This is a genomic window from Paenarthrobacter nitroguajacolicus, from assembly GCF_029952445.1.
Lineage (GTDB): Bacteria > Actinomycetota > Actinomycetes > Actinomycetales > Micrococcaceae > Arthrobacter > Arthrobacter nitroguajacolicus_B.
In genome coordinates this window covers 90,205-103,630 of record NZ_JAQPPK010000016.1, presented here as the reverse complement: position 1 = coordinate 103,630, position 13,426 = coordinate 90,205, and the positions used below count along the sequence as shown (strand labels likewise).

15 protein-coding genes are annotated in these 13,426 nt (G+C 63.1%); 7 read left to right on the top strand and 8 right to left on the bottom strand.

Features of this window, described 5'->3' with window-relative positions; genetic code table 11:
* Positions 1 to 14 precede the first annotated feature (14 nt).
* Positions 15 to 1,166 carry an FG-GAP-like repeat-containing protein gene (locus PJL15_RS13460; RefSeq protein ID WP_432443822.1) on the bottom strand — a complete coding sequence of 384 codons (1,152 nt, stop codon included), beginning with the start codon at positions 1,164 to 1,166 and terminating at the stop codon, positions 15 to 17.
* A 210-nt stretch (positions 1,167 to 1,376) separates the two neighbouring features.
* On the opposite strand from PJL15_RS13460, the gene PJL15_RS13455 reads away from it, so the two are divergent.
* Both PJL15_RS13455 and PJL15_RS13450 read left to right on the top strand, forming a co-directional pair.
* Positions 1,377 to 2,669 carry an ATP-binding protein gene (locus tag PJL15_RS13455; RefSeq protein WP_281451645.1) on the top strand — a complete coding sequence of 431 codons (1,293 nt, stop codon included), beginning with the start codon at positions 1,377 to 1,379 and terminating at the stop codon, positions 2,667 to 2,669.
* A gap of 116 nt (positions 2,670 to 2,785) precedes the next feature.
* Positions 2,786 to 4,030, top strand: a complete 1,245-nt coding sequence (locus PJL15_RS13450) for a low temperature requirement protein A (RefSeq protein WP_281451644.1) — start codon at positions 2,786 to 2,788, stop codon at positions 4,028 to 4,030.
* On the opposite strand, the gene PJL15_RS13445 is transcribed toward PJL15_RS13450, so the two are convergent.
* Positions 4,031 to 4,567: an HD domain-containing protein gene (locus tag PJL15_RS13445; protein ID WP_281451643.1), complete on the bottom strand. Its 537-nt coding sequence runs from the start codon at positions 4,565 to 4,567 to the stop codon at positions 4,031 to 4,033.
* A 99-nt stretch (positions 4,568 to 4,666) separates the two neighbouring features.
* Positions 4,667 to 5,458, bottom strand: coding sequence for an SDR family NAD(P)-dependent oxidoreductase (locus PJL15_RS13440; protein WP_281451642.1), 792 nt, complete (start codon positions 5,456 to 5,458; stop codon positions 4,667 to 4,669).
* 101 nt (positions 5,459 to 5,559) lie between these two features.
* On the opposite strand from PJL15_RS13440, the gene PJL15_RS13435 reads away from it, so the two are divergent.
* Positions 5,560 to 6,171 (top strand): TetR/AcrR family transcriptional regulator, encoded by a 612-nt coding sequence (locus PJL15_RS13435; protein WP_281451641.1) that lies wholly within the window; start codon positions 5,560 to 5,562, stop codon positions 6,169 to 6,171.
* A 5-nt stretch (positions 6,172 to 6,176) separates the two neighbouring features.
* Here PJL15_RS13435 and PJL15_RS13430 read toward each other — a convergent pair whose 3' ends face one another.
* The gene (locus PJL15_RS13430; protein ID WP_281451640.1) at positions 6,177 to 7,322 is read right to left on the bottom strand and encodes a serine hydrolase domain-containing protein; all 1,146 of its coding nucleotides are present in this window, start codon (positions 7,320 to 7,322) and stop codon (positions 6,177 to 6,179) included.
* A gap of 25 nt (positions 7,323 to 7,347) precedes the next feature.
* Positions 7,348 to 8,235, bottom strand: coding sequence for a tRNA glutamyl-Q(34) synthetase GluQRS (gene gluQRS / locus PJL15_RS13425; protein ID WP_281451639.1), 888 nt, complete (start codon positions 8,233 to 8,235; stop codon positions 7,348 to 7,350).
* A 350-nt stretch (positions 8,236 to 8,585) separates the two neighbouring features.
* Here gluQRS and PJL15_RS13420 point away from each other — a divergent pair, with 350 nt between their 5' ends.
* From PJL15_RS13420 to PJL15_RS13410, 3 genes are all read left to right on the top strand, one after another.
* A complete protein-coding gene (locus tag PJL15_RS13420; RefSeq protein ID WP_281451638.1) occupies positions 8,586 to 9,044 on the top strand; it encodes an Lrp/AsnC family transcriptional regulator in 459 nt (152 codons plus the stop codon).
* A gap of 102 nt (positions 9,045 to 9,146) precedes the next feature.
* On the top strand, positions 9,147 to 10,634 hold the full coding sequence (locus PJL15_RS13415; RefSeq protein ID WP_281451637.1) for a WXG100 family type VII secretion target: 1,488 nt from the start codon (positions 9,147 to 9,149) through the stop codon (positions 10,632 to 10,634).
* Positions 10,631 to 11,266 carry a hypothetical protein gene (locus tag PJL15_RS13410; protein ID WP_281451636.1) on the top strand — a complete coding sequence of 212 codons (636 nt, stop codon included), beginning with the start codon at positions 10,631 to 10,633 and terminating at the stop codon, positions 11,264 to 11,266. The genes PJL15_RS13415 and PJL15_RS13410 overlap by 4 nt, the downstream gene beginning before the upstream one ends.
* Positions 11,267 to 11,321: 55 nt before the next feature.
* Here PJL15_RS13410 and PJL15_RS13405 read toward each other — a convergent pair whose 3' ends face one another.
* Complete coding sequence (locus tag PJL15_RS13405) at positions 11,322 to 11,777, bottom strand: Lrp/AsnC family transcriptional regulator (protein WP_281451635.1); 456 nt, start codon at positions 11,775 to 11,777, stop codon at positions 11,322 to 11,324.
* A 101-nt stretch (positions 11,778 to 11,878) separates the two neighbouring features.
* On the opposite strand from PJL15_RS13405, the gene PJL15_RS13400 reads away from it, so the two are divergent.
* Entirely contained in the window at positions 11,879 to 12,520 is a 642-nt protein-coding gene (locus PJL15_RS13400; RefSeq protein ID WP_281451634.1) for a LysE family translocator, read from the top strand.
* On the opposite strand, the gene PJL15_RS13395 is transcribed toward PJL15_RS13400, so the two are convergent.
* Together PJL15_RS13395 and PJL15_RS13390 are read right to left on the bottom strand one after the other, a co-directional pair.
* Positions 12,517 to 12,984, bottom strand: coding sequence for an SRPBCC family protein (locus PJL15_RS13395; protein ID WP_281451633.1), 468 nt, complete (start codon positions 12,982 to 12,984; stop codon positions 12,517 to 12,519). The genes PJL15_RS13400 and PJL15_RS13395 overlap by 4 nt on opposite strands.
* Positions 12,981 to 13,352 carry an ArsR/SmtB family transcription factor gene (locus PJL15_RS13390; RefSeq protein ID WP_281451632.1) on the bottom strand — a complete coding sequence of 124 codons (372 nt, stop codon included), beginning with the start codon at positions 13,350 to 13,352 and terminating at the stop codon, positions 12,981 to 12,983. The genes PJL15_RS13395 and PJL15_RS13390 overlap by 4 nt, the downstream gene beginning before the upstream one ends.
* Positions 13,353 to 13,426: the final 74 nt, after the last annotated feature.

The following is a 13,426-nucleotide window of genomic DNA, read 5'->3' as shown; positions in this document are numbered from 1 at the left end:
TTGGGGCTGGTGCCTCAGTAGAGCCCGTTGAAGATGTTCCAGCCCCAGCCAACGGTCTCGGCACCCTTCCACCCACCGCGCCCGTCGCCGTAGTACATCACCAGGTCGCCGGCGCTGTTGATGCCGTGGACATCGTTGAAGCCGTCCCGGTTGAAGTCCCCTGCGCTGCCGATCCTGGTCAATGCGTTCCAGCCTTGGCCAACCTGCTGCGGTGCCAGCCAGCCGCCATGCCCGTTCCCGCCGTAGAGATACAGCTTTCCGGCCCTGTCCTTGGCGAGGACGTCCACTGCGCCGTCGCCGTTGAAATCGCCGGGTCCGATCAGCAGGTCCATGGCATCCCAGCCCTGACCGACCTTCACACGGGGGCTCCACCCGCCCCAAGGATGCGAAGGAAAAACGTACAGATCGCCATTGGCCTCGCTGCCAAGGAGATCGTTGAGGCCATCGCCGTCGAAGTCCCCCGGACCCACCACTTTGTCGATGCTGTTCCAGCCCCATCCCACTGCATGGCGGTAGGTGTAGAAGCCGCCATCACCTGTGCCCTGAAAGCGGTACAACGTGCCCGAATCATCAGTGGCCATGAGGTCGCTGATGCCGTCGGTGGTGAAGTCGCCTGCTGCAAAGATCCTGGTGAACCCGCCCCATCCCGGCCCGACTTGGCGTGACTCCTGCCAGCCCTTGACCTCGTCCGCACCCAGGTACATCATCAGTGTTCCGTCGTTGCGGCGGCCCATCAGTTCGAACACGCCCCGGCCCGTGAAGCCTTCCGCTCGCATTGGTTCTTTGCGGATCTCCTCCGATGCTGCAGTGACAACCTCCAGCCCGGCGCAGTTGGTGGGTGAACCAGTCGCAACCGCCGAAATCCGGCTGCCAAGGTCTGCGGCCTCCAGCGGCAGAAGGTAAGGGGAATAGGGGGTCCTCGCATCCAAGGGCTCGCCATCCCGCAGCCACTGGATGGAATAGCTGGCCTCGCCGCTGCCACCGCAGTTGGCGAAGAACGCCGGCGCCCCCTCCACGGACAGCACCGCACCGACAATCGGGTGGCCGTACACTTGCACGTCTTCCGGGTCCGCTGCCTCAGCGGAGGGTGCCAAGGATGCCCCGACCAGCACTGCGGCCAAGGCTGCTGCGGCGCCGCCTCCCGCAATCTTCGTCAACGAAAACACCATTCCCCCTGGCAACGTGGGTAGCAACCGACCATTCGGCCCCATCTTAGGCGGGAGGTACGACGGCGGGACTCAAGCGGGTGGCGACAGGCCGCCGTCGCGCCCCGGTTGCGTAACGCAACGCGCTTGCAACGTCCCGGACAGCCGGTTCGCCTATGCTCAACTCCAAGGAATCAACGGCGACTCACTGACAGCCCCAGGAGAAAACTCATGACCAATTGGCGCATCCGGGACTTCCACTCGTCCGATCTCGACGGGATCCTGCACCTCTGGGAGTCCCTCAAGGCCGATGGCGTGGAGCCGGTCTACGCGTTGTCCGAGGTCCTGGCGTCCTGCGAGAAAGACCATGCCGTGGTGGCGGTCCAGGGCGAGCAAGTGGTGGGTGCCGCCGTCGGACGTGCCGCCCACGACCAAGGCTGGATCGTTTTCCTGGCCACCCTCACCGAGTTCAGGGGCCGCGGCATCGGCACTTCGCTGCTGTCCGCCGTCGAAAACCGCATGGCACCGCACGGTCTCAACAAGCTGTCGGCGCTGATGCCCGAAACCGAGACCCGTGTTGAGGCGTTCCTGGGCCGCGGCTTCGTCGTGAAGAAGAACCTGCGCTACTTTGAGCGGACCATCCCTGTGCAGCGCCAGGAGCTCGGCGCGCTGGGCCTGCTCGGCGGGCGGATCCTGGCGCGGGATCTCTGGGAGAACGTGGCGGGCATGCGCCGCGAGAAGGAATTGCTGGAACGCCGCCTGGTGCTCCCGTTGGCCGAGGCCGACCTCGCCGATGAATACGGTGTGGTGCCCCCGCGCGCCGTGGTGCTGTTCGGTCCTCCGGGCACGGGCAAGACCACTTTCGCCAAGGCCATTGCGTCGCGTCTGGAGTGGCCCTTCGTGGAGGTCTTCCCATCCCGCCTGGCTGCCGATCCCAAGGGTTTGGCCGGTGCGCTGCGTGAAACCTTCCTTGAAATCGCCGAGCTGGAGCACGCCGTGGTATTCATCGACGAGGTGGAGGAGATCGCCTCCCAGCGTGCCGGTGATCCGCCGTCGCCGCTGCAGGGCGTCACCAACGAGCTCCTGAAGATCATCCCGGCCTTCCGCGAACAGCCCGGCCGCTTGCTGGTCTGCGCCACCAACTTCATCCGGGCGCTGGACACTGCGTTCCTCCGGCACGGCCGCTTCGACTACGTCATCCCCATCGGGCTACCCGACGTCCATGCCCGTGAGGCCATGTGGCAGCGATTCATCCCGGCATCCGTGGTGGACTCGGTGGACATCTCTTTGTTGGTGGACAGGACCGAGGGTTTCTCCCCGGCGGATATCGAGTTCGCGGCGCGCAGCGCCTCCCAGCGGGCTTTGGAAAAAGCCGTGTACGACGACGGTGCTGCCGCCCCCAACGGGCGGAAGGGCCCGGTCACGCAGGACTACCTGGATGCCATCGCCGACACCCGCACCACTGTGAGCGCCGAAGTGCACCAGGATTTCCTGGAAGACATCGACGTCCTGGGCCGCGTGTAGGGGTCTCGGCAACGAGTTCGCGGGAACGCTGCCAGACCGCCGGTATTTTCCGGGCGACCTGGACGCATTCCAGCGATCACAACGCGGCGAACGTTGGCAGCGGTAATCTTTGAGCCATGTCCACGAACCCCCTTCGCCATGCCCTCTCCCGGATGGGCGGCCGCGATCCCCATGAGAAGCATCGAACTGCAACCCCGCTTGAGCTGTTCTTCGACCTCACGTTTGTTATCGCCTTCGGGGTCGCCGGAAACCAGTTCGCTCATGCCGTAGCCGAAGCCCACTTCGGACCGGGTTTGCTCGGATTCTGTTACGCCATGTTCGCGGTGATCTGGGCATGGGTGAACTTTTCGTGGTTTGCGAGCGCCTACGACACCGATGACTGGGTGTTCCGGGTGGTCACCATGATCCAGATGGTGGGCGTCCTCATTCTTGCCATGGGCATCGAGCCGATGTTCCATTCACTGGTTGAAGGCGACCACGTCAACAACGTGGCCATCCTCATCGGCTACATCATCATGCGCGTTGCCCTGATCTTCCAGTGGCTACGCGCGGCACGCCAGGATCCCGAACGCCGCGAAACGTGCCTGCGCTACGCCAAGTACCTTGCGTTGGTACAACTGGGCTGGATCGCGGCGTTGCTGATCGACACCGACGTACTCACTACTTTCCTGCTTGCCGCCCCTTTGTTTGTCCTGGAAATGTCGGTGCCGGGACTGGCCGAACGCAAAGCCAACACACCCTGGCATGCGCACCACATTGCTGAAAGGTACGGCCTCCTGGCCATCATTGCCCTGGGTGAGTGCCTGATCGGTGCCATCGAAACACTGCGGGCGATCGTTGCTCTGCATGGCTGGACCCTGGATGCCGCATTGGTTGGCTTCAGCGGCACGGGGTTGGCGTTCGCCATGTGGTGGATCTACTTCATATTGCCCGCGGGCCCAGCACTCCATTTCCAACGGCACCGCTCATGGGTATTCGGCTACGGACACATGTTCATCTTCGCCACCATCGCCGCCACCGGCGCGGGGCTCCATATCGCCGCCTACTTCATCGACCACGAGGCACACATCAGTGGAGCGGCCGCCGTCGCCTCCATAGCCATCCCCATCATTTTGTTCAAGGTTTCCCTGACCACGCTGTACAGCATCATGCTCAGTCCGGACCGCGAACTGCTGTGGAGCACCACTGCGGTGGTGGTCGGCTTGGCGGGAAGTATCGCCATGGCCGCGGCCGGTGCCTCCGTCCCTGCGTGCATGCTGGAAATGATGCTGGTCCTGGGACTATCCATTGCGTACGACGAACGGCGCGGGCACAAGGGCAGGGCGGCGGCTCTCCGACGCCTGGAAGCTGCGGCCGGCTGACTACTCGGGAACGATCTCGTCCAGTTCATCAAGCAGATACGGGTTGATTCGCTCGAGAATCCGCTGCACTTCCTCGCGTGGTACTGCCCTGTAAAGCACTGGGCGGGCCTGGGCGTAGCGGGTTACGGGCGGCTTGTCCGGCCACTTCTCTGCGAGGGCCTGGACCCTCTCTGGCAGGGAGTTGTGGGCGTTGTCCGCTATCTTCACCAAGGTGGCGTCGTGGTCCTCGGCGACGTAACGGATGCCGGCGTCGTAATCATCGGGATCGTCGTGGAAGCGGCGGGTGACGCGCTCGATGATGGCGAGTGCCCGCTCAGACACGCCCATCTCCAACAATGCCTGCCTGGTGATGGGCGTGTCCTCGGCGATGTCATGCAGGTAGCCGGCGATCCGGATGTCCTCGTCGAAGTCGGCCAGGGCATCGCCAACGGCCAGGACGTGCTCCCGATACGGCCGCTTGAGCTTGTCCTTCTGGCGGTTGTGGGCCACCTCGGCCAAGACCTGGGCCGTCTCTACAGTGAAGCGTGGTTCGGTCATGGTGGCCTCCGGCTTGGCAATGGACCTGCGGGGACGGGTCCTTATCTCAGGCTATCCGTTGTTCGCGCTCCGCAAGTACCGGGCCAGGAGAGTACCGGGCTAGGAGTCCTGAAGGGCACGGGCAGCGATTGCAACGGTAACGGCCCGTGGCAGCCGCTGGGCGAAGGCTGCGCCCACTCGGTTCATCCACCCGGAGACAACGCTGCCGGGCGTCACCTTGCGGTCCAACGCCTTCATTGCCGTCTCCACAACTTGGGCGGATGTCTGCATTTTCCCGACGGCGGCCGAGTCGCTGCCTACGACGTCGAAGAACTCTGTCTTTGTAGCGCCCGGGCAAAGCGCCAGGACGTTGAGTCCCGAGTCCTTGGTTTCGTGGGCCACTGCTTCAGTGAAACTCAGGACAAATGCTTTGGTTGCACCGTAGACGGCCATACCGGGGAGGGGCTGGAACGCAGCAGTGCTGGCCACATTCACCAGCGCACCCTTTCCGGAGGCGAGCAACCCAGGCAGGAATGCCCGCGTGATATCAACCAAGGCAGCCACGTTGAGTGAGATTTCGGAAGCAATCACTGCAGGGTCTTCCTCCACCAGCAGACCATGGGTGCCGAACCCCGCATTGTTGATCAGGGTATCTATGGAGAGCCCGCGACCAGCCAACTCTTTCAGGAGCTCCGCACCGACACCTGCCCGGCCCAGGTCCATGGGGAGCACCGTCACGGTAACACCGTGCTCGCTGCGGAGTTGCTGTGCCAGATCATCCAAACGATCCGCGCGCCTGGCAACGAGGACAAGGTTGGAGCCACGGGCGGCGAATCGCCGCGCGAATTCGGCACCGAGGCCGGAGCTGGCTCCCGTGATGAGCGCGGTAGTGCCGGTGTAAGTCATGGTCATGGTGGATCCATTCGTCGAGTTGGAGAACGATGTAGTCGCTGTCTACATGGTAGGCAGTGACTACTTTGTTGTCAATGCCTACATTGCCTTAGACTTGAGCCATGATCGAGCAGCCCTACCACCACGGCAAACTTCGGGAAGCGCTCCTGGAACGAGCCATGGAAACCATTGAAGTGGCGGGCGTAGAGGGACTTTCCCTACGCCAGCTTGCCCGGGACGTGAACGTCAGCCACGGCGCGCCGGCCAAGCACTTCCGTGACAGACAGGCTCTGATTGACGCCCTGGCGATGGCTGGCTTCGAGTTGATGAACCACCGCATCCTGACCGCGTCCGAATCCGAGGGCAGCCTGCGGGAGCGCTTCGTCAGCGTCGCAAAAGCCTACGTCGGGTTCGCAGTTGCCCACCCGGCGCTGTTGTCCGTGATGTACTCCACCAAGCACCACACCGATTCCAGTGCGGAGCTGCGAAGCACCGGCGGCCAAGGAATTGAGATAGCCAAGGGAATGATCATCGAGGCCCAGGAAGCGGGAGAACTGGCTGCGGGGAATCCGGAGACGCTGGCCATGGTGTGCTTCGTCAGCCTTCACGGGGCCGCCCTCCTTGCCGCCGGCAAGCACTTGGACGGAATGCCCGTGGAGGCTGCTGTGGCGGCAACAACGGACACCCTGTGGGCAGGTATGACCGTAGGGGTCCCGGCCGCCCAGTCCTCCTAGTCGGCCTAGGGCGTCAACCCGGCGATGGCTTCCCGGACGGCGGAGCTCAGCTGGAAGTTGCGGCAACCCACTCCCCCGGGCTCAGCCTGCTGTGGCACGTATCCAAAGCCGAGTTCATACACGGGGTCGGCGAAACCCAAAGATGCGCTGGCGCCGTCGTGACCAAACGCGCGGTAGCTGCCGAAGGGCATCCTTGAGTGGGATTTCATGAAGACAGTGGCGAAGCAGCCGCTCTCCCCGAACACCCGGTCGACGCCGAAGACCTGCTCGGCGGTCACCGCACGGATGGTCTCTTCAGTCAGCAGGGGCGCGACGGCGGCCTGCGCACCACGCGTCGATTGGTTGCCCTCTCCAGCCAGGCCGGTCAAGGCCGCCGCATAGATCCTCGCCATCCCGTCGGCGCTGGACACTCCCGCGGCCGAGCTCAACCCGGCGGCCCGGACTTCGCGGATGTTGGGAAGGTCCAAAATCTCGCCCACAGCGGCGTTGGCAGCCAGGCCGAAATGGCTGGCCGGGTCCACCCATGGCCATGACGGATCAGCCGCCCACCGGAAAGGCGCAAAACGGGGCTCCTCCGCTTCCGGGAGTCCAAGGTAGAAGTGTGCTCCGGTTACTGCCCGGATGCGGGCCTCGAAAACCTCTTGAAGCGTGGAACCGGTGATTCGCCGGCACAATTCCTCCATGAAGATGCCGATGCTGAGGGCGTGGTAGCCGAATGCGGCCCCGGGCTTCCATAGCGGGGGCAGTTTGGCGAGTTTGGCGGCGGCGAGCGCGGAGTCGTTGACCTCTTCCAGGGTCAGGCCTCCCTCGGGGCCCAATAAGCCGGCCTGGTGTGAGAGAAGCTGGGCAACGGTAATCCCGGCCTTGCCTTCCACACCGAATTCCGGCCAGTACTTGACCACCTCGGCGTCCAGGTCCAGCTGCCCGTCCTGCACCAGCAAGGCCATGACAAGGCCGGCCATGCCCTTGGAACAGGAGAATACGCCAGTGACCGAGTCGGGGCGGATGTGTGGGCCACCGCTCAGGTCCAGCACTTTGACGCCGCGATGATAGGCAGCTACTTGGGCTGAGTACTCCGGATCCTGATCCAGAAAACGGCCGAAGAGTTCGGCGACGGGTTCGAAACCTGGGGCGACCATCTGTGAATGCATCCAGCCAGCCTACGTGGTGCCCCGCTCAGGTCTGCGGAGTTATCCACACCCAGGGGTCCTTGGGCAGCGTTGCGGGGTCGAATCCCCCCAGTGCCGCCGCCAAGGGTCCGGCGGGCAGGCCGAGTGACTCCAACAGCACGTCGCGCACCCGTGCGGCAGGAATTCCGACGGCGGCGAGGTCGTCCAGGGTGACGGCACCGTCGCGCTTTGCCAGCCTCACGCCGTCGTGGTTTACCACCAACGGAACATGCGCATATTCGGGGACGGGAAGGCCCAACAGGGTGGCCAGGTAGGCCTGCCGGGGAGTGGATGGCAGGAGGTCGTCACCGCGCACCACCTGGTCGATTCCCTGGGCGGCGTCGTCCACCACCACGGCCAGGTTGTAGGCGGTGACGCCGTCATTGCGACGCAGCACAAAGTCGTCCACCATGCCCACGAAAGTGCCCTGCAACTGGTCCTCAACAGACCGCTCAGTAACCTCGGATCGCAAGCGGATCGATGCCGGACGCGACGCACGACGTATCTCGCGTTCGGCAGCAGACAACCTCCGGCAGGTCCCCGGATAGGCTCCTTGGGGAGCGTGTGGAGCAGAGGGCGCTTCCTGGATCTCCCTGCGGGTGCAAAAGCACTCGTAGGTGCGCCCCTCCGACGTCAGGCGTTGGATCGCTTGGTCGTAGAGTGCGCCGCGCTCCGTCTGGCGGACCACGTCGGCGTCCCACGTAAGGCCGATGGCACGCAGGTCACGGAGCTGCTCGGTTTCCGCGCCGGACCTGGCCCGGTCAAGGTCTTCCACGCGCAGCAGGAAATCACGGCCGCTGGCTTTCGCGAAAAGCCACGCCAGGATGGCCGTGCGGAGATTGCCAACGTGCAGTTCACCGGATGGGCTCGGGGCAAATCGCCCAGCGGAAGTCATGATCCAAGCCTATGTGCCTCACAGGGAGGGCCGGGCAACACAAGAGCCCCTCAGCTACCGCAACGATCCGGTGGCTCAGGGGCTCTTGCTGTGCTGCCCCGTTTCATGGGGCGGGTGCAGAATGACAATGCTGTGAACAAGAGTCAATCAGCGGCTGCTTCCTTGCGGGAAACCTTTACAGGGCTGCGGGTGGTGTTCCGCGTGCCTGGTGCCGGCGGGCTTCGGCGGTAGCCTCATCCTGCTTCGTTGTCATCATTTCAGCAGGAGGCATACAGTAGGTGCAACAGACTGTAGTTTGATTGATCGATCTGACTACTCTTGCGTGAGATACCGGACAAGGAGTGGTCACATTGCAGGAACTCGATGCAACCGACCGTCGAATACTGGCTGCCCTCGACGAAGATCCGCGGGTCCCCATCATGGTCCTCGCCCAGAAGTTGCACCTTGCGCGCGGGACGGTGCAGTCCCGCTTGGAACGGATGACGGCGTCGGGCGCCTTGCGCGCGAACAGCAGCCGGGTACTGCCGTCCGCCTTGGGACGCGGGGTAGCCGCCGCAGTCAGCGCAGAACTGGACCAAAGCCACCTGAACGAGGCCATCGCGGCCCTTCGCAAGATTCCGGAAGTCCTCGAATGCCACGCGCCCGCCGGAGATACCGACCTCATCATCCGGGTGGTGGCCAAAAGCCCTGACGACCTCTACCGGGTTTCCGAGGAAATCCGCCTGTGTCCGGGGATTGTCCGGACGTCCACCAGCATGTTCCTCCGCGAAGTGATTCCCTACCGGACAACGGGCCTGCTCGGCGAGTAGTTATGCACATAGGGGCAGTTGTCCCCATGTGCCAGGTCGCGTTGCCCGCCTAGGATGGGGGCAGGCCGAGGCCTTGGACCGACTGAAAACAATGGGGGCAACGTGGCGGGAAACTTCTATGGCGCAGATGTCGCACAGTTGCGGCAATTGGCCAAGGAGCTGGCCCGCAATGCGGACAGCCTCACAAACCTGGGACAACAGTTGTCCGGGTCCATCACCAGCAGCCCCTGGCGGGGGAACGACGGCGACCGCTTCCGTCACGAATGGAACAGCTCGCATTTGCGCGCCCTCCAGAGTGCCGCTTCCGGTATCACTGCGGCTTCCCGGAGCCTGCTGAAAAACGCCGACGAACAGGACGCCGCGAGCACCGCGGGTGGGGCTGGCGGACCCGGCTCAGGCGGGTCGGGCTCAGGCGGTTCGGCCGCAACCGGCCAGGAGCTCACGGATCTGCTGAACGGGATGACGCCCGAAGAGCGGGCCGAGTACCTTGGCAGCGATGAATTCAAGAAGTGGGCCCTTGAGCATCCCGAAGAAGCCAAGGCAGCCATGGATGCGGCGGCCGACTCCGGCCTGATCGAGAAGAAGTCGCCCGAGTACTCCCAGTTCCTCAGCGACTACTGGAACCAGCAGGCCATGCGGGAAATGGGCATAGACCCATCCACGTGGGACACCAGCAAGGGAACCGAATACAACTGGGAGACCATCAAGAAGGTCTACGACTTCTACGGGCAGGCGTTCCTCGCGAACCCGGACCTGCAATGGGCCGGTATGGCGAACATGATCGGCCCATCCTTCGCCGGAGGATTCAAGGACATGGCCATGCTTCGCGACCTGGCACAGCAGATCGCCGACAACCCGGCTTCGGACATCCCCATCCCGGTACTTGACCAGATCGAGCAGCTTGCCGGCATGACCGACCAGGAGATCAAGTTCTACGAGACGTCCATGTTGGATATGAACAAAGAGATCTTCCTGGACCAGGCCCGGCAGCACCAGGCTTACATGAACGGTGGAATCGAAGAGATCAACCGCCTCAGGGATTCCGGCGCCATCGACCCTGACACCGCAAAAGCGTGGGCGCAGATCGATTCCGGCGACCCCGCGCAGGTCAAGGAAGGCAACACGGCCCTGCTTTACCGGGAGCAGAACGAGATCATCGCAGACGATTACACTGACATGCGTAACCATCCGGGAGGGGAAGCCGTGACGTACATGGTCACCCTGGCCGGTGAGCCCTCCATTCCGGGAGCCAAGAGCTACCCCGAAGTCTTCCCCTACAAGTTCAGCGTGGAAAGCCCGGGCCCGGAGAACCTTCCCTTCACCAACTGGGACAACCCAACACAGTTCCGCACAGACTTCACAACGGGATTCCCGGACGGCAACATTGCAGATGCCGAGCAACGGTGGGCCTTGATCAAACAGGACACCCTCCCGGCTTACCAGGAGCTGCTGGCCAACGATCCTCAACAGGCCCGGGACATCATCGGCTCGGACTTCAATGATCGCGTGGAACAGTACCGGCCCACCAACAACATTCCGGGCATCATGGACCGGTTCCTGGATGGCTTTGACGCTGAGGTCCACCAATGATCCGGGCCAACCGGATCCCAAAGGTGGCAGCCGCGGTCGCCATGGCCCTGGGAATCCTCACCACCACGGCATGCCAGGTCCCCACACCCGCTGCACCATCAACTTCCCAAGGGAGCACAGTGATTACCTCGGAATTCTCCACGCTTGATGCCGCAGGTGTTGACCGGATCAGGAAGGAAAAGCGGGCCCGGCTGGACATGGGCAGCGGCACTCTGCAGAAATCGGCCGTGCAGGTGTCCGAGGACAGCTACGGCCCGGAGATTAACACCCAGGACTCCGGGAAGATCGACCTGACAATCGTTGGCCCCAGCGGAGAGATCAGCGCCCAAACGGACCGCCTGCGGTTCAAGACCACGGACGCCCGCCCGGACTTCACCGAGGTCACGTATTTCCTCACGGCGAACTCCGTCGAGGAATTCACGTCACTGATCCGCGATGGCGTGGACCAGTACGGTATCGACGCCGATGACGCCGAGCGCTGGATTACCTCCAATGGGCGGAACCCTTCAGGGAAGAGCGACTACTCCCTGACTTCGGGGACCAGCACCGGGCTGGAGGTCAACTACGATCTCCGTTTCGACGGCTCCAAGGACACCCAGGTCATCATCGTGCACGTCAGCCCGGCCAGCTGACTGCCCTGTCTCCCGCTTGGTGGGTCCGCAGCGGCTAAAAACGCGCCGGCATTGGCTAGACCGGCGGCCCGATGTTGGTCTTGAGGTTCTTCATGACCAACGTCGAGGTAAGGCGTTCCACCGCGGGCAGGGCCGCAAGTTCGTCGTCGTAGAAGCGCTGATAGGCAGGCAAATCCGCCGCAATGACCTTCAACAAGTAATCGGGCGAGCCAAAAAGGCGTTGGGCCTCCACGATGTTGGGACTCGCGGTAACCCGGGCTTCGAACGCGGCCATGGTTCCGCGGTCCGCTTGGCGCAAGGTCACGAACACGATCGCCTCGAAACCCAGCCCTACTGCGGCCGGATCAATATCTGCGCGATAACCGCGAATCACCCCTTTAGCTTCCAGGTCGCGGAGTCGCCGATGGCACGGAGCCACCGTTAGTCCAACCTGGGAAGCCAAGGCCGTGGCCGTCATTCGCCCGTCCTCTTTGAGGTGGCGCAAAATACTTCTATCGATGCCGTCAATCACGCAATAATCTTACCGAGGTTAGGCGAGCCAGAGCTAAAAAGGCGAACACTTATGGCGGCTTTTTCCCTAGAGTTTTCCTACCAACTAACTCTGGAGAGATCGTGAATCCGCAGCTGTTCCTCGCCTTCGTCCTCGTGGCAGTCGCCTTGGCCTGCACACCCGGCGTCGACTGGGCCTACTCGATTTCAGCGGGGTTGCGCCAACGCAGTTTCGTTCCCGCCGTCGCGGGCCTCTGCAGCGGATACGTCATCCACACTTTTCTGATGGTTGCAGGATTGGCCGCCCTCCTGGCCGGAGTTCCCGGGCTGCTGGGGTGGCTGACCATCGCCGGCGCTGCCTACCTGTTGTGGCTCGGCGTCGGGACCATCCGCTCCTGGCGAGGTGCCAGCTTCAGTGCGGAAGACGGCGTCGTGCCTTCCGGAAACCAGGTCCGCACGTTCTTCCAGGGCATGGGCACCAGCGGCATCAATCCCAAGGGGCTCCTGTTCTTCGTGGCCCTGGTGCCCCAATTCGTCAGCCCCGAAGCGACGCTGCCCATCCCGGTCCAGTCGGGGCTGCTGGGGTTGACCTTCGTATTTCTCGCTGGAATGGTCTACACGGCCGTAGCACTGGCTTCACGGAAGCTGCTCGCCTCCCGGCCCGGCGCCGCGCGGGCTGTGACGCTGACCAGCGGGATCGTCATGATCGGGCTGGGGACAGTGCTGTTGTCCGAGCAGCTCCTTCCGCTGATCCAGCAGCACTAGCCGGCGAGCAGTTCGTCCAGGCGCTCGTATCCTTCCTCGACTCCGTAGTTCATACCCGTGGCCAATGCCATGTCGCGCGCCTCGACCGTGGGGTAGACCTCATGGGCGAAGATCCTGGTGCGGCCGCCTACTTCCTCGAAGGTTGTGGTGCTGATCCCCACTTGGTTGGGCGCGCCGTCGAACTCGAACGTCATGATGATCAGCTCATCGGCATCAACGGTGTGGAAGATGCCGCGGAAGCCAAACATGGCGCCCTCATGTCCGCTTTCGTAATGCCAGCTTCCGCCAGTTGTGGCGTCGTACTTGGTGACGTTCAGTTCGGCTTCCCGCGGCCCCAGCCACTTGGCCAGGAGGTCCGGATCAACATGCGCTTTGAAAACTGCGCTGACCGGGGCATCGAATTCCCGGACTGTGTCGACGAAAGGGACACCCGGGTCTGCGGTGATGGTGGTTGCATTGCTCATTTCAGTTCCTCTTTCTTTCCTTGTTCCTTGTGGGAGATGTCAGTGGCGAGCAGTTGGTCGAGTCGACGGAAGCGCGACTCGGCGATCAGGCGGTACTGGTCGATCCACGCCGTTACCCGTTCCAGGGCAGCGGCGTCGAGATGGACGGGCCTGCGTTGGGCATCCCGGGAGCGGGTCACCAGCCCTGCATGTTCCAGGACCTGGATGTGTTTGGAAACTGCCTGCTTGCTGATGGCGAAGGGTTCCGCGAGTTCGTTCACAGTGGCATCTCCGCGCGATAGCCGGGCAACAATGGCCCGCCTCACCGGATCCGCCAGCGCCATGAAGGCCCTGTCCAAGGCATCAGGACCCAGAGCTTGTTGATCCATTGCCACGCCAACCCTTCGTAATCAACCAAATCCTTTATCAATGAATTGATTGATTAAGAGGCTACGCCTCCGCA